This window comes from Nocardioides hankookensis (genome assembly GCF_042658885.1).
GTDB lineage: Bacteria > Actinomycetota > Actinomycetes > Propionibacteriales > Nocardioidaceae > Nocardioides > Nocardioides hankookensis.
In genome coordinates, this window is the sequence record NZ_JBHSRJ010000004.1 from 251,555 (window position 1) to 274,092 (window position 22,538).

The 22,538-nt window shown below is 72.4% G+C and carries 21 protein-coding genes; 14 read left to right on the forward strand and 7 right to left on the reverse strand.

Annotation, left to right across the window (positions count from 1 at the left end):
- Positions 1-19 precede the first annotated feature (19 nt).
- Genes ACFPYL_RS07600 through ACFPYL_RS07625 form a run of 6 tightly spaced genes read left to right on the forward strand, consistent with a single transcriptional unit; the run spans position 20 to position 7,006 of the window.
- Entirely contained in the window at positions 20-1,141 is a 1,122-nt protein-coding gene (locus ACFPYL_RS07600; RefSeq protein WP_379152546.1) for a heme/hemin ABC transporter substrate-binding protein, read from the forward strand.
- Entirely contained in the window at positions 1,138-2,214 is a 1,077-nt protein-coding gene (locus tag ACFPYL_RS07605; RefSeq protein WP_379152549.1) for a FecCD family ABC transporter permease, read from the forward strand. The genes ACFPYL_RS07600 and ACFPYL_RS07605 overlap by 4 nt, the downstream gene beginning before the upstream one ends.
- Positions 2,211-3,002, forward strand: a complete 792-nt coding sequence (locus ACFPYL_RS07610; protein WP_449289704.1) for a heme ABC transporter ATP-binding protein — start codon at positions 2,211-2,213, stop codon at positions 3,000-3,002. The genes ACFPYL_RS07605 and ACFPYL_RS07610 overlap by 4 nt, the downstream gene beginning before the upstream one ends.
- Positions 2,987-4,054, forward strand: a complete 1,068-nt coding sequence (locus ACFPYL_RS07615) for a hypothetical protein (protein WP_379152552.1) — start codon at positions 2,987-2,989, stop codon at positions 4,052-4,054. Before ACFPYL_RS07610 ends, ACFPYL_RS07615 begins: the two co-directional genes overlap by 16 nt.
- Positions 4,044-5,288, forward strand: a complete 1,245-nt coding sequence (locus tag ACFPYL_RS07620; RefSeq protein ID WP_379152555.1) for a hypothetical protein — start codon at positions 4,044-4,046, stop codon at positions 5,286-5,288. Before ACFPYL_RS07615 ends, ACFPYL_RS07620 begins: the two co-directional genes overlap by 11 nt.
- Before the next feature lie 32 nt (positions 5,289-5,320).
- Positions 5,321-7,006 (forward strand): hypothetical protein, encoded by a 1,686-nt coding sequence (locus ACFPYL_RS07625; RefSeq protein ID WP_379152558.1) that lies wholly within the window; start codon positions 5,321-5,323, stop codon positions 7,004-7,006.
- A gap of 1 nt (position 7,007) precedes the next feature.
- Here ACFPYL_RS07625 and ACFPYL_RS07630 read toward each other — a convergent pair whose 3' ends face one another.
- From ACFPYL_RS07630 to ACFPYL_RS07650, 5 genes are read right to left on the reverse strand one after another with little or no spacing between them, the layout of a single operon-like run.
- Positions 7,008-7,580, reverse strand: a complete 573-nt coding sequence (locus ACFPYL_RS07630) for a TetR/AcrR family transcriptional regulator (protein WP_379152561.1) — start codon at positions 7,578-7,580, stop codon at positions 7,008-7,010.
- 10 nt (positions 7,581-7,590) lie between these two features.
- Entirely contained in the window at positions 7,591-8,754 is a 1,164-nt protein-coding gene (locus ACFPYL_RS07635; RefSeq protein ID WP_379152564.1) for a sulfotransferase family protein, read from the reverse strand.
- Positions 8,751-9,800, reverse strand: coding sequence for a zinc-binding dehydrogenase (locus ACFPYL_RS07640; RefSeq protein WP_379152567.1), 1,050 nt, complete (start codon positions 9,798-9,800; stop codon positions 8,751-8,753). The genes ACFPYL_RS07635 and ACFPYL_RS07640 overlap by 4 nt, the downstream gene beginning before the upstream one ends.
- A 47-nt stretch (positions 9,801-9,847) precedes the next feature.
- On the reverse strand, positions 9,848-10,474 hold the full coding sequence (locus ACFPYL_RS07645; RefSeq protein WP_379152570.1) for a TetR family transcriptional regulator: 627 nt from the start codon (positions 10,472-10,474) through the stop codon (positions 9,848-9,850).
- Between the two features lie 23 nt (positions 10,475-10,497).
- Positions 10,498-11,310, reverse strand: a complete 813-nt coding sequence (locus ACFPYL_RS07650) for a purine-nucleoside phosphorylase (protein WP_379152574.1) — start codon at positions 11,308-11,310, stop codon at positions 10,498-10,500.
- 196 nt (positions 11,311-11,506) lie between these two features.
- Here ACFPYL_RS07650 and ACFPYL_RS07655 point away from each other — a divergent pair, with 196 nt between their 5' ends.
- The gene (locus ACFPYL_RS07655; RefSeq protein ID WP_379152577.1) at positions 11,507-12,460 is read left to right on the forward strand and encodes a type IV toxin-antitoxin system AbiEi family antitoxin domain-containing protein; all 954 of its coding nucleotides are present in this window, start codon (positions 11,507-11,509) and stop codon (positions 12,458-12,460) included.
- Positions 12,461-12,564: 104 nt separating this feature from the next.
- Here ACFPYL_RS07655 and ACFPYL_RS07660 read toward each other — a convergent pair whose 3' ends face one another.
- Positions 12,565-13,017 carry a gamma-glutamylcyclotransferase family protein gene (locus tag ACFPYL_RS07660; RefSeq protein ID WP_379152579.1) on the reverse strand — a complete coding sequence of 151 codons (453 nt, stop codon included), beginning with the start codon at positions 13,015-13,017 and terminating at the stop codon, positions 12,565-12,567.
- Between the two features lie 59 nt (positions 13,018-13,076).
- Here ACFPYL_RS07660 and lpdA point away from each other — a divergent pair, with 59 nt between their 5' ends.
- From lpdA to ACFPYL_RS07680, 4 genes are all read left to right on the forward strand, one after another.
- Positions 13,077-14,468: a dihydrolipoyl dehydrogenase gene (gene lpdA / locus ACFPYL_RS07665; RefSeq protein ID WP_379152582.1), complete on the forward strand. Its 1,392-nt coding sequence runs from the start codon at positions 13,077-13,079 to the stop codon at positions 14,466-14,468.
- A gap of 2 nt (positions 14,469-14,470) precedes the next feature.
- Positions 14,471-15,868: an NAD(P)H-quinone dehydrogenase gene (locus ACFPYL_RS07670; protein ID WP_379152585.1), complete on the forward strand. Its 1,398-nt coding sequence runs from the start codon at positions 14,471-14,473 to the stop codon at positions 15,866-15,868.
- Positions 15,869-15,902: 34 nt separating this feature from the next.
- Positions 15,903-17,102, forward strand: coding sequence for a SpoIID/LytB domain-containing protein (locus tag ACFPYL_RS07675; RefSeq protein WP_379152588.1), 1,200 nt, complete (start codon positions 15,903-15,905; stop codon positions 17,100-17,102).
- Positions 17,103-17,183: 81 nt separating this feature from the next.
- Entirely contained in the window at positions 17,184-18,371 is a 1,188-nt protein-coding gene (locus ACFPYL_RS07680; RefSeq protein WP_379152590.1) for a SpoIID/LytB domain-containing protein, read from the forward strand.
- Here the strand turns inward: ACFPYL_RS07680 and ACFPYL_RS07685 are convergent.
- Positions 18,358-19,584 (reverse strand): benzoate/H(+) symporter BenE family transporter, encoded by a 1,227-nt coding sequence (locus tag ACFPYL_RS07685; protein ID WP_379152593.1) that lies wholly within the window; start codon positions 19,582-19,584, stop codon positions 18,358-18,360. The two genes, ACFPYL_RS07680 and ACFPYL_RS07685, sit on opposite strands and share 14 nt — an antisense overlap.
- Between ACFPYL_RS07685 and ACFPYL_RS07690 the strand changes: the two genes are divergently transcribed.
- The 3 genes from ACFPYL_RS07690 to ACFPYL_RS07700 are packed head-to-tail and all read left to right on the forward strand — an operon-like array spanning position 19,576 to position 22,451.
- Positions 19,576-20,097 carry a helix-turn-helix domain-containing protein gene (locus ACFPYL_RS07690; protein ID WP_379152596.1) on the forward strand — a complete coding sequence of 174 codons (522 nt, stop codon included), beginning with the start codon at positions 19,576-19,578 and terminating at the stop codon, positions 20,095-20,097. The two genes, ACFPYL_RS07685 and ACFPYL_RS07690, sit on opposite strands and share 9 nt — an antisense overlap.
- A 31-nt stretch (positions 20,098-20,128) precedes the next feature.
- On the forward strand, positions 20,129-21,295 hold the full coding sequence (locus tag ACFPYL_RS07695) for a hypothetical protein (protein ID WP_379152599.1): 1,167 nt from the start codon (positions 20,129-20,131) through the stop codon (positions 21,293-21,295).
- A 25-nt stretch (positions 21,296-21,320) separates the two neighbouring features.
- Positions 21,321-22,451, forward strand: a complete 1,131-nt coding sequence (locus tag ACFPYL_RS07700; RefSeq protein WP_379152602.1) for a hypothetical protein — start codon at positions 21,321-21,323, stop codon at positions 22,449-22,451.
- Positions 22,452-22,538: the final 87 nt, after the last annotated feature.

Sequence of the window (22,538 nt, forward strand, 5' to 3'; positions counted from 1 at the left end):
TTAGTGTTACCTTACCGCCATGGGTGGGGTGACGAGAACGGCTGCCGTCCCGACGGTGGTCCTCCTGGTGGCGGGCGCGCTCGCGTCGTGCGGGCTGTCGTCCCAGGCGGGCCCGCAGGACGGTCCGACGACGTCGGCCGTCGCGGCGGCGAAGGACACGCCGCCGCTCGCCGACGTCACGCCGCTGACGGACGTCCGGGACTGGGACGGCGAGGTGAACGCGGTCGCGGACGCCCCGATCGACCCGGTCGCCGAGGACCCCGAGCCGGAGCTCCCCACGACCGTCACCGACGCCCAGGGCACGGAGGTGACCGTCGAGAACGCCAGCCGGATCCTCGCGCTCGACGTCTACGGCACCCTCTCGCGCACCGTCTTCGAGCTCGGCCTCGGGGACAGCCTCGTCGGTCGCGATGTGTCGACCGAGTTCGACGAGGCCACGGGGCTGCCGCTCGTCACCCAGAACGGCCACGACCTCAATGCCGAGGCGATCCTCGGGCTCGACCCCACCGTGATCATCACCGACACCTCGCTCGGCCCGTGGGACGTCGTCCTCCAGATGCGGGACGCCGGCATCCCGGTCGTCGTGGTCGACTCCGACCGCAGCCTCGACAACGTCGGCGAGCTGATCCACCAGGTCGCCGACCCGCTGGGCGTCCCCGCCGCCGGCGACGCGCTCACGCAGCGCACCCAGCAGGAGATCGACCGGGTCACCGCGCAGATCGCGAAGGTCGCGCCGGCTGACTCCGGCGACAAGCTGCGCATGGTCTTCCTCTACGTGCGCGGCCAGTCGGGCATCTACTACATGTTCGGCGAGGGCTCGGGCGCGGACTCGCTCATCGACGCCATCGGCGGGTACGACGTCGCCGACGAGATCGGCTGGAACGGCATGAAGCCGCTCACCGACGAGGGCCTCGTCGCGGCGCAGCCCGACCTGGTGCTGATGATGAGCGCCGGCCTCGAGTCGGCCGGCGGCGTCGACGGGCTGCTCGAGAGGTTGCCGGCGCTGGCCAACACCCCCGCCGGCCAGCACCGCCGCTTCGTGACCATGGAGGACTCGCAGATCCTCGGCTTCGGACCGATCACGGCCAGCGTGCTCAACGCGCTCGCCGTGGCGGCGTACGCCCCGGAGGACGTCTCGTGACGGCGGCCGTCGTCGAGCACCAGCGCGCGGGCATCCGGGCGCTCGCCGGGCGGATCGGCCTGCTCGGCGGGCTCACGATCGCGCTGCTCGTCTCGCTGGTCCTCGCCGCCGGTCACGGCCAGCTCGACATCCCTCCCGCCGAGGTGCTCGGCTCCCTGATGCACAAGATCGGCCTGGACGTCGGGCCGCTGCCGCACCACCCGCAGGGCGAGAACACCCTGTGGCAGGTGCGCTTCCCGCGGGTCGTGATGGCCGCGCTGGCCGGCGCCAGCCTGGCCACGGCCGGCGCCCTCATGCAGGGCGTCTTCGGCAACCCGCTCGCCGAGCCCGGCGTCGTCGGGGTCTCCGCAGGCGCCGCCGTCGCCGCAGCCGCCGCGATCGTCTTCGAGCTGACCTTCGCCGGGACCTGGACCGTCGCGATCTGCGCCTTCGTCGGCGGCCTGCTCACCACCACGCTCGTCTACGTGATGTCCCGCGACGGCGGGCGCACCGAGGTCGTCACGCTGGTGCTGACCGGCATCGCCATCAACGCGATGACCAGCGCGGGCCTCGCCTTCCTGATGTTCCTCGGCGACACCCAGGCCCGCGAGGAGATCGTCTTCTGGACGCTGGGCAGCCTCAACGGCTCGCGCTGGCAGTACGTCGGGGTGGTGCTCCCCATGGCCGTCGTCGGGATCGCGGCCGCGATGTTCCTGGCGCCGAAGCTCGACCTGCTCGCGCTCGGCGACCGCGCCGCCCGCCACGTGGGCGTCGACGTCGAGCGGCTCCGGATGTCGACGATCGTGGTGGTCGCCGTGCTCACCGCCGCGGCCGTCGCGTTCTGCGGGATCATCTCGTTCGTCGGCCTGATCGTGCCGCACCTGGTCCGGATGGTCGCCGGCCCGGGTCACCGGCTGCTGGTGCCCGCGAGCGCGCTGGGCGGCGCGGTCCTCCTGGTGCTCGCAGACCTCTGGGCCCGCACCCTCGTCGCGTACGCCGACCTGCCGATCGGCATGCTTACCGCGCTCGTCGGCGGACCCTTCTTCTTCTGGCTGATCCGCCGCGCCCGTCGTACGGCGGGAGGCTGGGCATGAGCCTGATGAGCTGCCGGGGCCTCGGGGTCACCATCGAGGGCCACCCGATCCTCGCGGACATCGACCTCGACGTCCGCGGCGGCGAGCTCGTCGTTCTCGTCGGGCCCAACGGGGCCGGCAAGAGCACCCTGCTCGGGGTCCTCTCGGGCGACGTCGCCCCGACCAGCGGCCGAGTCACGCTCGACGACAAGCCGCTCGCGTCGTACGCCGCCCGCGAGCTGGCGCGGCAGCGCGCCGTCCAGCTCCAGAAGCAGGGCCTGGCGTTCGGCTTCCGCGTGCACGAGGTGGTCCGGATGGGCCGCTCGCCGTGGCACCGCACCGAGCGCGAGGACGACGACGACCGCGTGGTCGCGGAGTCGATGGAGCGCGCCGACGTGACCGACCTGGCCGACCGGCTCTACCCGACGCTGTCGGGTGGCGAGCAGGCGCGCACGTCCTTCGCCCGGCTGCTCGCGCAGGAGACGCCCGTGCTGATGCTCGACGAGCCGACCGCGGCCCTCGACATCCGCCACCAGGAGTCCCTGCTCGCGGTCGCCCGCGCCGCCGCGGAGGCGGGTGCCGCCGTGGTCGTCGTGCTGCACGACCTGTCCCTCGCCGCGGCGTACGCCGACCGGGTCTGCGTCCTCGCCCACGGGCGGGTGCGCGCCAACGGCACGCCCGCCGACGTCCTCACCTCCGCGCTGCTCACCGAGGTCTACGAGCACCCGGTCGAGGTGATCACCCACGGCGACGACCTGCTCGTCGTCCCGGTCCGGCTGAAGGGAGTGGTCCCGTGGCCCGCCGGCTGATCCTCGCCGCGCTCGCCGCGGCCGCCCTCCTCGTCCCCACCCCGGCGTACGCCGGCTCGCGGGTCTCGGTCACCCCGGGGACGATCGACCCGACGTACGCGACCACGCTGAAGGTCTCCGGCACCGGCTTCCAGTCGATCCAGGGCGGCCACGGCGGCATCTACGTCTTCTTCGGCACCGTCACCCCCGGCTGGCAGCCCAGCGAGGGCGGGGTCACCGGGCAGGACTACTACTACGTGCCCGACAGCGAGTCGAAGGCCAACCAGGGCTTCCAGCGGTTCGTCGCGTTCCCCGGCTCGGACACGGCGTCCTCGGCCAACGGCGGCACCATGTCGGCCTCGGGCGGCTGGTCGACGCAGATCGTGGTGCCGGGTGCGACGTTCCAGACCTACGACCGCGCAGGCAAGGTGCACACCGTCGACTGTCGCACGGTCACCTGCGGCGTGATCACGGTCGGCGCGCACGGGATCACCAACGCCCACAACGAGACGTTCACGCCCGTGCAGGTCGGCACGTCCGGCACCACCTCGAGCCCGAGCGCGACCGCGACCCCGACCGACGGCTCGACGGCAGCAGCAGACCCGACCGCCCCGGCGACCGCTCGGCCCAGCACCGGTGCCGCCCCGAAGCCCGCCGGACCCGCCACCCTCGAGGTCGACCGCGGCTCCGCCGTCGCCGGCAACGTGCTCGCCTTCCGGGCCACGGGCCTGCCCGTGGGCACCCAGGTGTCTGCGGTGTTCGACGACGGGGCGGCGGGAGCGGGGCCGTTCGCGGCCGGCTCCGACGGCTCGCTGGCCGGCGTCATCACCCTGCCGGCCACGACCGGGCCGGGCACCCACGAGCTGCGGCTGTACGGCGTCGACGACCCGCCCTCGGTGAGCTTCGCCGTGCAGGCGGCCGAGACGACCACCGAGACCGTCGGGACGCAGGCGGTCGACGAGGACGACGCACGCGCGGCCTGGCTGTTCGCCGGCACCGCCGCGCTGGTGCTGCTGGTCGCCGTCGCGCGGCTCGGCGTCCGGGCCTGGCGGGGGCGTCGTCGTGCGGCCTGACCGGCTCGCCGCCGCTGCGCTCGCCGCTGTCGTGGCGGTGCTGCTCGCCGTACCCGCCCTGGCCGACGACGCCAGCCCGGCGGCGAGCACCTCGGTCGAGGTGGACGACGCGACGCTGCGCTGGGGCATCAACAACGAGAGCAACAACCGCGCGCACGACCCGACGTCGGTCAACTTCATGTCCGCCGGCAAGGTCGCCGACTCCGGCGGGCAGAAGGTCACGGCCGCCGACTGGAGCGCCGTGTCGGGCAGTGTCCGCATCGAGAAGTGGGACGGCACGGCCTGGCAGCCCGCGACCTGGGCAGGGCTGTCCACCGACAGCGCCGGGCGCGCGCTGGGCTCGGCGACCGCCGGGACCTTCAGCAACCACAACGTCGTCTTCGGCGGCGGCGTCGGCGCCGTCGACGCCGCCGCGGGCACCGCGCACATCGCGTGGACCGGCGACCTCTCCGTCCTCTACTACTCCGGGCAGTCGATGTTCTACCTGTCGGACCCGGTGCTCGACGTGGCCGACGGCGCCGGGACGGTGACCGCGACGATCAGCGGCTTCGCGGCGTCCCGCAACGGAGGCACGTGGTCGCCGGTCGCCCCGCGCACCGCGACGGTGGCGGAGCTCTCGTCGGTCGACCTCGCCGACGCGACCGGCTTCGTCGCGCAGCCGGCGTACGCCGGGGTGCGGGCCAGCCTGCCCGCCGACGCGGTCCCGCAGGTCACGAGCGACGCCACCAGCGGGTCCTTCCCGCAGTCCTGGATCGACGCGATGGACGACCTCGGCATGGCGGCGTTCTGGTACTCCAGCGGCAGCTCCACCGACCGGTTCAAGGTGCCGCTCGCGCTCACCGTCGGGTACGACGCGTCGGCGCCGGTCGTCCCACCGACGCCGACGGCGGCACCGACGAAGAAGCCGATCGACAACGTGGTGAAGGAGTCGCCGACGCCGACCCCGACGGTCGCGGCGACGGTCACCGCACCCGCTGCCCCGGTCGCCGCGCCCCCGGTGGTGGTCGCCCCGCCGGTCGTCGCACCGACCCCGGTCGCCGAGGCCCTCGGGGCGGTGCCCCGGCCCGCGACCGAGGTCGCCCTGGCCGCGGCCCCGACCGCCCCCACCGCCGACGCCGGGACACCGTCGTCGCTCCCCTGGTGGATCGGCTCCGGCTGCCTGCTCGCAGCCGCCCTCGTCCTGCTCCTCCCCGTCGGCGGCTCGGGCCCCGGCACCCGCTCCACCCAGAAGTGACGCAGGCAGCGTCACCCGAGAAAGGAACACCCATGACCAGATCCACAGGGCAACTCCGTGTCGTCGCCGCCGCCAGCGCCGCAGCCCTGGCTGCCGCCGCTCTGACGTTCGTCGGGGCCGGCAGCGCCCAGGCCGCCACGACGCACTACGTGGACGACGTGACGCTGAGCTGGCCGGTGAGCGTGACGGCCAACAGCTGGGGCATCGCCACGGCGGGGAACGTCTCGGCTCTGAGCCCCACGACGGGCACGACCATCGACGGCGCCTCGACGAGCTACGACAAGGCGTCCGGGATCGCGGCCGCCGACGGTGTCGGGCACCTCGCGGCGGACGGCACCGGCACGGTCGACTTCACCGGCTCGGTGACCTACAGCCCGTTCGCCCAGTACGGGACGATGGTCGCCGACAAGGCGACGCTCACGCTCAGCGACCTCGAGCTCGAGGTCCTGCAGCCGGGCGAGGGCCGGCTCAGCGCGCTGCTCTCCTACCACAAGATCGGCGGCGACCTCAGCCCGCGCCGCGTCACCGTCGCGACCTTCGACATCACGACGCAGACGACGACGGGCGGAGCGCTCGACCTCCAGACGGCCGCCCCGGACTGGACGAACACCGTCCCTGCAGGCAAGTACGCCCCGACCTACACCGACGCGTGGCCGACCTCGCTCGTGGACGCCCTGCTCACCAACGTGGACGACGGCAGCGACATCTCGGTCTACTTCTACCGGACCAGCGCGAGCGCGGGGAACAACAACAAGGCGCCGCTGGCGATGTCGGCGACCGGCACCGTCTCGGACCGCGAGGTGAGCGCCACGCCGACCTCCTCCCCGAACCAGCTCTCCGTGGCCGTGTCGGCCGGCGGCTTCTCGGCCGTGACCAACCCCGGTGACGCGGGCGTGTACGTCGGCCTCGCGCCGTCCGGTGGGCTGCCGGACGTGAGCTCCCAGGCAGGCATGGCAGCGTTCGCCGCGGCCGACTACGTCACGCCCGGCCGGATGGCCACGGGCTCGTTCACGTCGACGCTGAAGGCTGCCTCCGACACGCTGGACCCGACCAAGACCTACTCGGTCTACACCTGGCAGGCCCACAGCCACTCCAACGTCAGCCAGGACACCGAGACCCCGGTGACGATCGACTGGGCCGCCCTGGCCCCGCTCGCCTCCACCGTGACCGCCGGCGGCGCCGCAGGCACGACGTACGGGAAGAGCGCGACCGTGAGCGCGACCGTCCCCGACGCGGGCACCGTGACGCTGACCGGTCTGGGCGCCGCCCAGGAGGTGACGCTGACCGAGGCCGGCGTTGCTGACTTCACGGTTCCGGCGACGCTCGCCGTGGGCTCCTACACCGCCACCTTCGCGTACGGCGGCGGCGGTCAGCACGCGGGGGCGTCGACCACGAAGGCGTTCACCGTGGCGAAGGCCGCGACCACGACGTCCGTCAAGGTCGCGAAGCCGTCCGCCAAGAAGGCCGGCCGGGCCTCGGTGGCGCTCAAGGGCGCCGCCGCGGGCAGCAAGGTCGTCGTCACCGTCAAGGGCGGTGGCAAGACGGTGAAGCGGGTCGTCGCCGTCAACGCCAAGGGCCTCGCCGTCGTCGCGCTGGCGAAGGCTCCCCAGGGCGGCTCGTTCGCCGTGACCGCGGCGTACGCCGGCGACGCCAACCACAAGGCGTCCACGGACAGGGCGACCTACAAGGTCGCCAAGCCTGCGAAGAAGAAGCGCTGACTCACCCTGGGCCCGCGGCACCCACCGCGCGCAGCACGAACGACTCGATCGTCTGCGCCGGGAGGTGTCGCGGGCTCAGGCACGCGTGGATGAGGGACATCGTGGGCTCGAGGTCCTCGATGGTGAACGACCCGTCTGTGGTGCCGGCCTCGAGGATGCCGCGCAGCACGTCCTCGACGGCGACGACGTGCTGGCGGATCGCCATCCGCGAGTCGGGCCCGAGGACGCCGTACAGCTGCGGGCCGAGGCCCATGTGGAAGCGCTCGCCCTCGGCGAGGTGGTGGCGGACGTAGAGGCGCAGCCGGGTCGCTGGGTCGTCGGCCTCGGCGAGGTCGTCGCGGAGCCGGTGGAGGTACTCCTCGGTCTCGTGCGACGCGAAGGCCACCACGACCGACTCCTTGTCGGGGAAGTGGTGGTAGATCGCGGTCCGGCCCACGTCGGCCCGCTCGGCGATCGCGGCCATGGTGATCGCGTCGAAGCTGCGCTCGGCCATCAGGTCGGCGAACGCCTCGAAGACGCGTCGCTGCAGCTGCTCACGATGCTGCTGCAGGGTCTCGCCGGAGATGCGGGGCACGAGGGCGAGATTAGCCCGCGGGGGAGGTGAGCCGCTCGCTCTCGACGTCGTAGCGCTCGACGTACTCGGAGAACCGGTCGCGCACGGCCGCCTCGGTGAGGCCGAACTCGGCGACGTCGTACCGGTGGCCGCCGAACTCGCCGCGCGGGTGCGCCGCGAGGAAGCCGGCCATGGCGTCGAACGCGCCGTCACCCGCCTCGAGGCCGAGCGAGTCGTAGACGCCGCGGACGGTCGTGACCGGGTCGCGGGCGAGGTCTGCGTACCGGACGTCGAGGATCGGGTGCTCGGGCCGCCGGGACCGGAAGTCCTCGATCCGGTCGATCGACTCCTCGAGGGTGTCGCTCCAGTGGTCGGCGATGTAGGAGCGGTGGTCGGCGTCGGAGAACGTGCTCGACATGACGTTGATCAGGCTGCAGACCGAGCCCGTCAGCGCGACCGGGTCGCGGTGCAGCAGCACCAGCCGGGCGTCGGGGTAGGTGTCGACGAGGGCGTCCAGGGCCAGGGCGTGGTGCGGGCTCTTCAACGTCCAGCGGCCGCGGACGCCCGCGCTCTGGAGGGTCTGGAGGACCAGGCGGTGGTAGTCGTAGGCGCCGCGGTTGTCGCCGCCCCGCCACCATGCGCCGTACGACGGGACGTTGGCGATCGCCTCCCACGAGATGCTCTGGAAGGCCTGCCCCATCACGGCGATGCACTCCGTCGGGTCGGCGGCGGCCTCGTGGTGGATCGCGCTGATCGCCGGGTTGAGCATCTCGAGCATGTCGACACCGCCCTGGGCGGCGTCGACGCGGGCGCCGGTCTTGCGCTCGCCGGGCAGCGGCGGCGGCACCGAGTCCTGCGACTCCCAGCCGAGCAGCGCCCGGTTGGCGGGGTCCATGTCGAGCAGGTGGGAGAAGAACGTCGTGCCGGCGCGGAACATCCCGATGACGACGACGGGTGCCTCGATCCGCTCGGCCGTGACCTCCGGGTGCTGCTTGGCGTGGTCGACGACCTTGAGGCGGTTGACGAGCGCGGCCACCAGCGACGGGGGCAGGGCGACGTTGCCGAGGTCGTTGAGCTGCGCCTCCTCGACCAGTGCCGCGCAGTAGCGCTCGAGCCCCTCGCGGTAGCTCGGGTCGCCGAAGTCGTCGAGGCCGGTCTGCTCGGTGGCCTGGGCCTGGAGGTCGTCGGGGTTCACGCGCTTTCTCCATCGTTGGTAGGGGAGATCGTCACGACGGTGCGGCCCGACGTACGGCGGGCAGCGTGGTCCTCGAGGGCGGCCGCGACGTCGTCGAGGACGATCCGGCGCCCGACCACCGGCCGGATGCTGTCGGCGGCGACGAGCTCGAGCAGGGCCGCGTGGACGCGCTGCCCGTCCGTCGGCGAGAAGGCGTTGATGCCGAAGCGGCGGAAGTCGCGCGGGGTGTCGAGGTAGGCGAGCAGCACGCCGAGCACCGACATGTTGGCCATCGACAGCTTGCGCAGCGGGCGGCCGGTCAGCCCGGACTCCGGGTCGTCGTTGAAGCCGACCGCGAGGTAGCGGCCGCCGAGCGCCCCGCAGGTCCACATCGTCTCGGTCTGCTCGCCGCCGATCGGGTCGAAGATCACCTCGGCGCCCCGGTCGCCGGTGGCGTCCATGACGGCGTCGAAGACGTCCTCGGACGTGTGGTCGATCGCGACCTCGGCGCCCAGGTCGCGGCACAGCTGGGCCTTCTCCGCGCCGCCGGCGATCGCGACCACGCGGGCCCCGGCGGCGACGGCGAGCTGGATCGCCGCCGTACCGACCGCGCTGGCGCCGCCGCGGACGACGACGGTCTCGCCGGCCTGGAGCCGGGCGCGCTCGTGCAGGGCGAGGTGGCCGACGTGGAAGGGGAGCGTGAACGCCGCGGCCTCGGCGTCGTCGAGCTCGGGCGGCGCCTCGAAGACGCTGCCGGCGAGTGCCTGCTCGGCCAGGCCGCCGAGCGACTGCGGCGCGATGCCGACGACGCGGCGACCGAGCCACTCCTCGGCGCCGTCGCCGGCGGCCTCGACGACGCCGGCCAGGTCCATGCCGAGCGTGAACGGCGGCTGGGCCATCACGGCGGCGACGCCGCCGCGGCAGCGGGCGATGTCGCCGAAGTTGAGGGAGGCCGCCGAGACGGCCACCCGGACCTGGCCCGGGCCCGGCTCGGGGACCTCGACGTCGTCGCGGACCTCGATGGCCTCGGTCGGCTCGCCGTGGCGGACCACGCGGACTGCCCTCATGTGACCCCCATCACTCGGTGATGTCGGGACCGTACTAAGAGGGCGTTTTAGACGTCAATAGGCGGGGCCGTCGCCATGCCCACCGCCATCGCGACCAGGTTGCGCACGAAGCGCTCGGTGGGCAGCTGTGCCCGGCCGGGCGTCTCGGTCTGCTGGGCCCGGGCCCGGTCGGCCACGGTGCGCAGGATGAAGCCCGTGATCAGCGCCAGCCGCTCGTTGTGGAGGGTCTCGTCGAGCGGCGGCATCCGCTCGGCGAGCAGCGCGTAGACGTCGTACCCGCCGGTGGCGGTGAGGGCTGCGCGGACGGTGGGGTCGAGGCGGTCGTACTCCTCGACGAGCTGGCCGACGATGACGAGGTAGTCGCGCCCGGACGGGCCGGTCTCGGCCAGCTCGACCGCGGGTCGCACGATCGCCTCGAGCACCGGCGCGAGGTCGTCGGCGGGCGTGCTGCGCGCGATCTCGAGGAGCTCGCCCTCGCGGGTCGCGAGGAAGGCGGTGTGCTGCTCGAGCACCGCGACGAGGAGCGCGTCCCGCGAGCCGAAGTGATAGTGCACGGCACCCCGGTTGCGCTGCCCGGCCCGGCGGGTGACCTCGACCAGGGAGGCGTTCTGGACACCGTCCTCGGCGAAGGTGCGGGCGGCGGCCTCGACGAGCGCGGTGCGGGTGTCGCCCATGTCGTCTCCTGGTCGTTTCCTGGCTAGATCCGGGGGACGATCCGCCCCAGCAGGTCGCCCATCCTGGAGGCCGCGGCGCGACCGGCCTCGAGCACCTCGGAGTGGTCGAGCGGCTGGTCGCTGATGCCGGCCGCGAGGTTGGTGACCAGGCTGATGCCGAGGACCTCCATGCCGGCCTCGCGGGCGGCGATCGCCTCGAGCGTGGTGCTCATGCCGACCAGGTGGCCGCCGAGGATGCCGGCCATCCGCACCTCGGCCGGGGTCTCGTAGTGCGGCCCGGGGAACTGGACGTAGACCCCCTCGTCGAGGCTCGGGTCGACCGTCCTGCACATGTCCCGCAGGCGCGAGCTGTAGAGGTCGGTGAGGTCGACGAAGTTCGCGCCCTCGATCGGGCTCCGGCCGGTGAGGTTGATGTGGTCGCTGATCAGCACCGGCGTACCGGGCGTCCAGCTCGGCTTGAGGCCGCCGCAGCCGTTGGTGAGCACGATCGCGCGACAACCCGCCTGGGCCGCCGTACGGACTCCGTGGACGACGGCCGCGACGCCCTTGCCCTCGTAGTAGTGGGTGCGGCTGAGGTAGACCAGCAGCTGCTTGTCGCCGGCCCTGACCGAGCGGATCTTGCCGGAGTGGCCGGCGACCGCGGCGGCCGAGAAGCCCGGCAGGTCGGTGGTGCTGATCTCGGCGGTCGCCTCGCCGAGGGCGTCGACCGCGGGCAGCCAGCCCGACCCGAGCACCAGCGCGACGTCGTGGCGCTCGACGCCGGTCAGCTCGGCCAGCCGTTCCGCGGCGTGGGCGGCGAGCTCGTACGGGGAATCAGGGGTCGCTGCGTGACTCACCCGCGCGACTCTAGTCGGCGGGGTGGGGGAGTGGCCGTCCCAGGGATACCCGGTCTACCGGGTATCCCCGAACTTCTCGGGTATTGCAGGGCAGGAGAAGGTGACGAAGTGCCCTAGGAGTCCGACCGAAGATCGGTTGTCCACAGGTCGGGAGCTCGACGCCTTGATGCAGGACGCCGGTGGGCATGAGTTCAGCATGATGAAACCTCCGCCGCGTCGCGCGGACGACCCCCGGAACACCCCGGTCTTCCTGAGGTGCGAGCTCCTGGCCCAGGGATACGACGACTACGCCATCAGCCGACTGGTTGCCGACGGTGTCTGGACTCGGGTCCGGAGGGGTGCCTACGTCCTGAAGGCTGCCTACGACAAGCTAGATGCCCGCGGACGACACGGGCTGCGAGCCCGCGCCGTCGCGAAGCAGGCGAAGACCGCAGTCGTCCTCTCGCACGTGTCCGGTCTGCCGGAGTACGACGCTCCTGCCTGGCAGATCGACCTCTCCGACGTCCATGTGACGCGCGTCGATGGCAAGCTCGGCCGCCACGAGGCTGGGGTTCACCAGCACTGCGGCCGGATCCTCCCCGATGACGTCGTGACGCGGAACGGTGTGCGCGTGATGAGTGGGACGCGGATCGCTCTCGAGGTCACGACCGTCGCTGCCGTGGAACCTGCCCTGTGCGTGGTCAACCACCTGCTGCACCACGGACACGCGACCCTCGAGCAGCTTGCCGAGCGCTACCGCAGCATGGATCACTGGCCGAACACCTTGAACACCGACATCGTGCTGCGGCTGGCGGATCCGCGGATCGAGACCGTGGGCGAGTCTCGGACGTACTACCTCTTCTCCCGCCACGGCATCCCGGCGCCGGTGCCGCAGTACGAGGTGCACGACGAGGACGGCGAGCTGATCGGTCGCCTCGACTTCGCCTGGCCGGAGCTGGGTGTGTGGGTCGAGTTCGACGGCAAGGTGAAGTATCAGAAGCCGTTCAAGTCAGGTCAGTCGGCGCCGGATGTGGTGATTGCGGAGAAGCGCCGCGAGGACCGGATCCGCCGGCGTACCGGCTGGCGCTGCATCCGCCTGACCTGGGACGACCTCGAGCACCCCGAGCAGACTGCGGCGATGCTCCGCCGGGAGCTCCGCCGCGTCGCTTGAGCGATCACTCCTCGGGCACTTCTTCGACTCCTCGGGCTTTGCAAAGCCCTAGAAGTCTGGGAACACCCGGTGAACCGGGTATCCCTGGAAAGCCTGCAGGATCCCTACTGCCCGATCGAGCGGCAGGGGCGCATGCGGAGCGCGGCGACGTAGTCGGCGGGGGCGTCGGCGGCCTCGGCGGCGTCGGCGAGGACGCCGAGGTACGACGCGGAGGGCAGGCCGCCCTCGTAGGCGTCGAGCACGTACGTCCAGGCGACGAGGGAGCCGGTCATCGTCGCGACCCGCACCTTGGTCTTGCGGTAGAGCCCGGAGTCGGCGGCCTCCCAGCCGTCGAGCTGCGACTCGTCCTCGCGGGAGACGTCGTACACGGCGACGAAGACCTGGTCGATCGGGTCCTCGACGAGCGTCGAGAGGGCGCCGTCCCAGCCGTGCTCCTCGCCGCCGAAGGTCAGCCGCCAGCCCTGGAGCCACCCGACGGTGGACAGCGGGGAGTGCGGGCACCGCTCGCTCATCCGCGCGGGATCGAGGTTGGTCCCGTAGGCGGCGTAGAGCGTCACGGCCGAAGAGTAACCAACCGGAGGCGAGTGGGCTGCCTCACGTCAGTAGGCTGACCTGCGTGAGCACGCACTTCAACGTCCTTGTCCTCGGTGCCGGCCCCGGTGGGTACGTCGCCGCGATCCGCGCCGCCCAGCTCGGCCAGTCCGTGGCCGTGGTCGAGGAGAAGTACTGGGGAGGTGTCTGCCTCAACGTCGGCTGCATCCCGTCGAAGGCGCTGCTGCGCAACGCGGAGATCGCGCACATCATCACCAAGGAGAAGGACGTCTTCGGCATCACCGGCGACGCCTCCATGGACTTCGGTACGACGCACAAGCGCAGCCGCGGCGTCGCCGAGGCCAGCGCCAAGGGCGTGCACTACCTGATGAAGAAGAACAAGATCACCGAGCTCGACGGCTGGGGCACCATCAAGGGCGCCAACGAGGTCGAGGTCGACAAGGACGGCCAGAAGACGTCGTACACCTTCGACAACCTCATCATCGGCACCGGCGCCAAGGTGCGGATGCTGCCGGGCATGAGCAAGAGCGACAACGTCGTGACCTACGAGGAGCAGATCCTCGACAGCAACCTCCCGGGCTCGATCATCATCGGCGGCTCGGGTGCGATCGGCGTCGAGTTCGCCTACGTGCTCACCAACTTCGGCGTCGACGTGACGATCGTCGAGTTCCTCGACCGGATGGTCCCGACCGAGGACGCCGACGTCTCGAAGGAGCTGCTCAAGCAGTACAAGAAGCTCGGCGTGAAGGTGCTGCTCTCCACCAAGGTCGAGAACGTCGAGGACACCGGCTCCGGCGTCAAGGTGACCGTCAGCAAGGACGGCAGCTCCGAGGTGCTCGAGGCCGACAAGATGCTCGCGGCCTTCGGCTTCGCGCCGCGCGTCGAGGGCTACGGCCTGGAGAACGCCGGCATCGAGCTCACCGACCGCGGGGCGATCGCGGTCGACGCGCGCGGCCGCACCAACGTGCCGCACATCTACGCGATCGGCGACGTGACCGGCAAGCTGATGCTCGCCCACACCGCCGAGGCGATGGGCGTCGTCGCCGCCGAGACGATCGCCGGCGCGGAGACCATGGAGATCGACTTCGACATGATCCCGCGGGCGACCTTCTGCCAGCCCCAGATCGCGTCGTTCGGCTACACCGAGGCCCAGGCCACCGAGAAGGGGTACGACGTGAAGACGTCGTCGTTCCCGTTCTCGGCCAACGGCAAGGCCCGCGGCATGGCCGAGGGTGTCGGCTTCGTGAAGATCGTCGCGGACGCCGAGCACAACGAGATCATCGGCGCCCACATGATCGGCCCCGAGGTGACCGAGCTGCTGCCGGCGCTCACCCTCGCGCAGCAGTGGGACCTGACCGCCGACGAGGTCGCGCGCAACGTGTTCGCGCACCCGACGCTGTCCGAGGCGATGAAGGAAGCGATCGAGGGCATCGCCGGCCACATGATCAACCTCTGAGCATGAGCACCGAACGCGTCGTCATCATCGGCGGTGGCCCCGGCGGCTACGAGGCCGCCCACGTCGCCGCCCAGCTCGGCGCCGAGGTGACCATCGTCGACACCGACGGCGTCGGCGGCTCGGCCGTGCTCACCGACTGCGTGCCCAGCAAGACCCTGATCGCCACCGCCGAGGTGATGAGCGAGCTGTCCGGCGCCGCCGAGCTCGGGGTCGAGTTCCAGGACGCCGAGGGCGACGCCGCGACGTCGATCCGCGTCGACCTGGCCCGGGTCAACACCCGGGTGAAGGCCCTCGCCGCCAGCCAGTCCCAGGACATCGAGCGGCGGCTCACCCGCGACGGGGTCACCCTCGTCCACGGCCGCGGCCGGCTCGACGGCCCCGGACGCGTGGTCGCGACGGCGCAGGACGGCACGGAGCAGACCCTCGAGGCCGACGCGATCCTGCTGGCCACCGGCGCGGCGCCGCGCACGCTCCCGACCGCCCAGCCCGACGGCGAGCGGATCCTGACCTGGGAGCAGGTCTACGACCTCACCGAGGTGCCGACCGAGCTCATCGTCGTCGGCTCGGGCGTCACCGGCGCCGAGTTCGCGAGCGCCTACCTCAACCTCGGCATCCCGGTCACGCTGGTCTCCAGCCGCGACCGGGTGCTGCCCGGCGAGGACGCCGACGCCGCCAAGGTCCTCGAGGACGTGCTCACCCGCCGCGGCATGAACGTCCTGTCCAAGTCACGGATGGAGTCCGTGACCCGCGACGGCGACGTCGTCACGGTCGCGCTGACCGACGGCCGCACCGTCCAGGGCTCGCACTGCATCCTGGCGCTCGGCTCGGTGCCCAACACCGGTGGCATGGGCCTGGAGGAGGCCGGCGTCATCCTCAAGGACGGCGGCTTCGTCAACGTCGACCGCGTCTCGCGTACGTCGGCGCGCGGCGTCTACGCCGCCGGCGACTGCACCGGCGTCCTGATGCTCGCCAGCGTCGCCGCCATGCAGGGCCGGATCGCGATGTGGCACTTCCTCGGCGACACGGTGCACCCGCTCGACCTCAAGAAGGTCTCCTCCAACGTCTTCACCGCCCCCGAGATCGCCACCGTGGGCTGGTCACAGCAGGCCGTCGACGCGGGCGAGATGCAGGCCGAGATCGTGACCCTGCCGCTCTCCGGAAATCCCCGCGCCAAGATGCAGGGCGTCCGCGACGGCTTCGTGAAGCTGCTCTGCCGCCCCGGCACCGGGATCGTCGTCGGGGGAGTGGTGGTCGGGCCCCGCGCCAGCGAGCTCATCCACCCGGTCTCGATCGCGGTCGCCGAGTCGCTCACGGCCGACCAGCTCGCGCAGGCGTTCACGGTCTACCCGTCGATGAGCGGCTCGCTCGCCGAGGCCGCGCGGCGCCTGCACCACGTGTAACCTCGCTTGCTCGACCGCTTCTCGGGGGGTACCGATGCTGATCCGACGTGCCATCGCGTCCATCGCCACTGTCGCGCTGCTGCCGGCCTTCGCCGCTGTCGCACCCGCGCAGGCCTCTGCGGAGCACCCGGCCAACGAACGACGTGCGCTGACGACCGTCACGTTCGAGACGACCGGCTGGGGGCACGGCAAGGGCCTCTCGCAGTACGGCGCCCGCAACCGCGCCGCGGCCGGGCAGAGCTGGCGGTCGATCGTCCGGAACTACTACCCCGGCACCCGGTGGGGCAAGGGTGGCGGCATGGTCCGCATCCAGCTCACCGCGGACAGCACCCGCGACGTCGTCGTCCGCGCCCGCCCGGGTCTGAAGGCCCACTCGCTCGGTGCGCGCAAGACGTGGCGGCTGCCGGCCAAGGTCCGCGGGAAGGCGGTCCGCACCTGGCGGATCACGCCGGCCCGCGACCGCTCGACGATCTCCTACCGGACGAACCGCTGGCACGTGCTGCGCGTCGCCAAGGGCGACGCCGAGTTCACCGCCGGCGGCCAGCCGATCGTGCTGCTCACCCCGGACGGCCCGATGCGCTACCGCGGCACCCTCCGCTCGACGTCGGTCAACGCCTCCGGCTCGCAGCGCGACACCGTCAACGTGCTGCCGCTCGACGCCTACCTGCGCGGTGTCGTCCCGCAGGAGGTGCCCGCCTCCTGGCCGACCCACGCGGTCCGCGCCCAGGCAGTGGCCGCCCGGACCTACGCCGCCTTCGAGCGCCGCGCCCACGAGCACTCGGCGTACGACCTCTGCGACACGTCGTCGTGCCAGGTCTACGGCGGGTACGACGCCGAGAACCCGCTCTCCGACACGGCCATCCGGGCGACGTCCCGCGTCATCGTCGTCTACGGCGGCAAGCCCGCGTTCACCCAGTTCACGTCCAGCAACGGTGGCTGGAGCAACGCCGGCGACTTCCCCTACCTGCGCTCGCGCGAGGACAGCTTCGACCACGGCACCGCCGACGACCCGACCATGACGACGTTCAACGCGGAGCAGATCACCCGCAACTGGCCGGGCATGGGCGACCTGGTCTCGATCGAGGTCACCGAGCGTGACGGCAAGGGGCCGTACGGCGGCCGGGCGACCGAGGTGACCGTGGTCGGCACGAACTCGACGCAGACCGTGTCCGGGGCGACCCTCAAGACGTGGCTCGGCCTGCGCGAGACGCTGTTCCGAATTACGACCTCGTAGTTCTCAGGTTCCCGTTGCGGGGCCGATGAGACGCATGGTGCGATTGCTCGTCACACCTGCACCACCGACCCCGAGGACACCATGCGTCGCGCCCTGCTGCTCGCCTGCACGGCGCTCGCGCTCGTCGTCACGACGGCCGTACCGGCCGGTGCGGCGGCGCGCGGCGTCCGGGCTTGGGCCGTCGACGGCGCCGCCACGGTCACGATCAGCGGCCACGGCTACGGCCACGGTCACGGCATGTCGCAGTACGGCGCCGAGGGAGCAGCCCGCCAGGGTCTGACCTACCGGCAGATCGCCGAGTTCTACTACCCCGGCACCGAGTGGGGGACCGGCCGCGGCCGGGTCACCGTGCAGCTCACCGGCGACACCACGCCTCAGGACCTGGTGGTGCTGGCCCGCCCCGGCCTGACGCTGCGCGACACCGGCGTGCCCGGCCGCACCGCGCTCCCCGACAACGGCGCCACCCAGTGGCGGGTCGCGACCGGCCCGCGCGGCGTCACCCGGGTCTCCTACCTGGTGAAGCGCTGGCGCACCTTCGCGACACTGAAGGGGTCGGGCGAGTTCTACGCCGGCGGCGCACCGATCACGCTCGTGACACCGTCGGGCCAGCACGCCTACCGCGGTCGGCTGCGCACCGCGGTCACGTCGTCCGGCACCCGCGTCACCGTCAACGACCTCAACCTCGAGAGCTACCTGCGGGGCGTGGTGCCGCTCGAGATGCCGGCGCTCTGGAGCCCGGCGGCGGTGCAGGCGCAGTCCGTCGCCGCCCGCACCTACGCGTCGTACGAGCGGGCGCACCCGCGCTCCTCGGCGTACCAGATCTGCGACACCTCGTCCTGCCAGGTCTACGGCGGGTACGACGCCGAGCACCCAGCCTCCAACGCGGCGGTCGACGCCACCCGCGGGCGGATCCTGACGAGCGGCGGGGACCCGGCGTTCACGCAGTTCGGATCGAGCAGCGGCGGCTGGACCTCGGCCGGCTCGGTGGCCTACCTGCCCGCGCGGCAGGACCCGTACGACGGCTGGTCGGGCAACCCCGTCCACGACTGGAAGGTGCGGCTGAGCGACACGGACCTCGAGAGGGCCTGGCCCGCCATCGGCGACCTGACCCGGATCGCCGTCACCGGGCGCGACGGCAACGGGGCCTGGGGTGGCCGGGTCCGGTCGATCACGCTGACCGGCAGCAAGGGCAAGGTCACCGTCTCCGGCGACACCTTCCGCTCCGTCCTGGCCCTGCGCTCGACCTGGATCACCTTCAGCGTCGGCTGACCGCCAGCAGCGGCCGCAGCAGCAGGCCGGCGACCAGTGCCCAGAACGCTGCGCCGACGCCCAGGATCGAGACGCCCGAGGCCGCGACCACGAAGCACACGACGGCGGCCTCGCGACCGTCCTCCTCCGCGAGCGCGCCGGCGAGGGACGCGGCGAGCGTCCCCAGCAGGGCGAGGCCGGCGGCCGCCTGCATGACGTCACCCGGGGCCGCGGCGACCAGCGCGGTCAGGGCGCCGCAGGCGAGGGCCAGCACCAGGTAGGTGACCGAGGCCGAGACGGCCGCGATCCAGCGACGCGCCCGGTCGGGTCCGGCCATCGGGCCGGCCGTCATCGCCGCGGTGATCGCGGCGAGGTTGATCGCGTGCCCGCCGAACGGGGCGCCGAGCACGGTGCCGATCCCGGTCACCGTCATCGTCTCGCGCCACGGCACCTGGTAGCCGTAGCTCGACGTCACCGCCACGCCGGGCACGTTCTGCGACGCCATGGTCACGATGTAGAGCGGGACCGCGATGCTCACGACGGCAGCGACCGTCCAGTGCGGCGTCGTCCAGGTGAGCGTCGGCACCAGGTCGCCGGCCGACACGTCGGACCCGGCCGTCACGACGACCACCAGCAGGGCGACGGCGAGCGAGACCGGCACCGCCCAGCGCCGGGAGATCCGGTGCATGACCACCCAGGCGAGCACGACCGGGCCGACGTACGCCGGGGAGTCGGCGAGCCCGGTCACCGGCTCGAGGCAGATGGGCAGCAGCACCCCGGCGAGCATCGCGCGGGCCAGCGAGGTCGGGATCCGGGCGATCAGGTCGCCGAGCGCCGGCACCAGCCCGGTGAGCACGATGAGCACGCCGGTCGTCACGAACGCTCCGACGGCGGCCGACCAGCCGCCGGCGACCGCGCCGGTCGAGAGCAGCAGTGCCGCCCCCGGCGTCGACCAGGCCAGCGTGATCGGGGTGCGGTGCCGGACCGCCAGCCAGAGCATGCCGAGCGCCTGGGTGACCAGGAGGGTCAGCAGGCCGGAGGCGGCCTGCTCGTGCGTGGCGCCGACCGCGGTGAGGCCGGCGAGCACCACCACGAACGAGCTGCTCGACCCGACGACCGCGGTGACGATCCCCGCGACGACGGGTGTCCCCTCGTGCTCGCTCATGGCAGACTCCGTGGTGATGGTTCTGTAAACAGAACGCGAGGCTAGCGGGAGGACGGGGTGGTGGGTCAACCGGGTATCGCCGTCGGTGCCCGGGTCCGGGCACTGCGCACCGAGCGCGGGATCTCGCTCTCCGCACTCGCAGCGGCCGCCGGGATCGGCAAGGGCTCGCTCTCCGAGCTCGAGACCGGCCGCCGCAACCCGACGCTCGACACCCTCTACGCCCTCGCCGGACCGCTCGGGGTGCCGCTGGCGTCGCTCGTCGACTTCCAGGACGGGTCGGTCGTCGCCGACGAGGGGTTCGAGACGGTGCTGCTGCACACCGAGCGGACGGCGGAGGCGACCTCCGAGGTCTGGCTGCTGCGGGTGGGCGCCGGTGTCACTCGATCGTCACCTGCCCATGCGGCCGGTGTCGTGGAGCAGCTGGTCGTGCTGGCCGGCGCCTGCCGCGTCGAGTACGCCGCCGAGTCGGTCGAGGTCGACGCTGGCGGCCATGCCGCCTGGCCCGCCGACGTCCCCCACCGCTACACGGCGCTCGGCGACGCCGAGCTGCGCGCGGTCAACGTCATCCGTACGCCGGTGTAACGCTCACACCCCGCTGAGCGCTGTGGGGGGCGTGACCCTCAGACTCGGCACCAGGACCGTCATCGCCGCCGTCGCGGCGGCCCTCACCGTGGGCCTCGTGTCCGCGCCGTCGTCCGCGGGCTCCCCGCCCGGGGCGCGCATCCGGCCGGCCGACCTCCCGATGGGCGCCGCCCCGCGCAGCGCCTGGTACGTCGGTCAGGACAAGCTCATCCACCTCCCGGGCGGCGACACGGTCGCGCTGCCGGACAAGGTCGGCGACGCGACGACCCTGGACGACGTCTGGCGGGTGCACGAGGGTTGGTTGGCCGCCTACTCCGAGGACGTCTCCGGTGACGAGTCGCAGCCGCCCGACACGATCGCGATCGTGGGCGACGACGGACGTGTCCAGGACCTGGGAACGGGCATCGGGTACCCGGCCATGGTGGCCGAGGGTGGTCGTTGGTTCGTCACGAGCGGCACCCGCTACGACCAAGGTCGGAAGGCGCTGTCCACCGACCTGAAGCAGGTCCGCGTGACGGACGGTCGCATGCTCGCCAAGCGCACGTTCGTCGATGCATACAGCGGGGCCTTCTACGACTACAGCGTTCTGCAGGCCGCCGGCGGACGAGTGTTGCTCGAGAAGGTCGTCTACCCCACGGGCGGCAAGGCTCCTCAGTACCGGACGATGTGGTGGACGCCGAGCGCGAACAAGGTCTCCGTGCTGTGGAGCCGGGCGCAGCAGCACCGCGACCAGTCCACGGCCTACTACGCGACGGCCGCTGACGTCGGGAGCACGGCTGGGGGCTGGGCGACCGTGCGGGAAGGGCGAGCCCGCCAGGCGGTGCGTGACCTGCGCACCCACCGGCTGCGATGGACGCTCCCGAAGGGCGACTACGCGCTGGCCGCTTCACCGAACGGCGCCGTGCTGCTCACCACCGACACTGCCCGTCCGGGCGGGAACGGGATCCAGACGCTGCGGGCCCGCGACGCGCGGACGGGCCGACTGCTGTCGTCGTACCGCGTCACCATCGGCTGGATGCACATCTACGCGTGGGAGTCACCTCGGGTCTTCCTGTTCGCGCCCGGCAACCGGATCGACGACCAGGAGGTCGTTCACGGCACGGCCCTCGTCCGCTGCACCCTGGGAACGGTGCGCTGCCAGCGCGTGACGGCCGCTCCGGCGGTACGGTTCCCCGCTCGCCAGAACCAGCCGTTCTAAGCCAGCACGAGGGAGGCGCTCGATCATGAGGCTCAGCACCAAAGTCGCGATTGCCGCGCTGGCGACCTTCGTCGCCGCGGGCGTCGGGGCCGCCCGGGCGAGCGCCGGCTCCGCACCGGGGACCCTGGTCCGGCCCTCCGACCTCCCGGTCGGGCCCGACTCGCCTGCGGCCTGGCTCGACTACCCCGCAGCCCACCTGGTCCGCAGTGGTCATGACCCGATCCCGCTCGACCGACCCGGCGCGGTGCCGTCGGCGTTGCTCGAGGCCAGCGGAGGATGGCTGATCCCCTACACGGTGCTCACGGGGCGGACCCCGCCGAGCGTGATGGTGCTCGTCGACGACGCCGGCCACACGAGGGACGTCGCGCGGAGCCCGGGGCTGCTGCAGCTGGTGACGCGGGACGGAGGCTCCTTCGTCACGGCCCAGCGGGTCCACGGCCACGGCGAACGCCTGACGGTGTTGCGACAGTTCCGGATCTCCGACGGCACGCTGCTGGGCTCGCGCCGGATCGTGCACCAGCGGCGGGGCCACCTGGGTGACCTCGCCGTCCTCCAGGCGACCTCGCGGCGGGTTCTGCTCGAGCGGACGATGCAGGTGGGGGAGCGCAACCGAGCCGTGCGCTACACGACGATGTGGTGGACGCCCGCGACCGGGAAGGTCGACGTCGTGTGGCAGACCACGCAGGATCGGTCGGACACAGTCGTCGTCCGGTCCGCGGCGAGCCTGGTGTCGCACACGATCGCCGCGCGCGACGAGCACAGCGGTCAGACGGTTCGCGACCTGCGAACAGGACGGAAGCTCTGGCACCTGCCCGGGCGCGAGCGCGCCGCCGAGTTCTCCCCTGCTGGTGACGTGCTGCTCACGACGACCGCGCCGTCCGGGCCGAACGCCGTGCGGGTGCTCCGTACCCGCGATGCGCGCACCGGCGACCTGCTGGCGACCTACCGCGGCACGTTGTCCGGCAGGTCCAGCGGCTGGGAGTCGGCCAGCACCTACCTCGTGGCGGGCGGCGACGGCATCAGGCGGGTCGAGGGGGACCCGGTCTGGAGCAACCCCGCCACGATCCGGTGCTCCGTCACGACGGGGTCGTGCGAACGGGTCGCGAACCTCCCCGCCGGTACGTCGCTCGCGCGACCGACCGGCACGGGTTACTGACCTACGCCAGCACGAGCACCAGGTCGCCGCCGTAACGCTCACACCACGCCTGGCGCTGTAGTGGACGTGACTTCCAGACTCGGTACC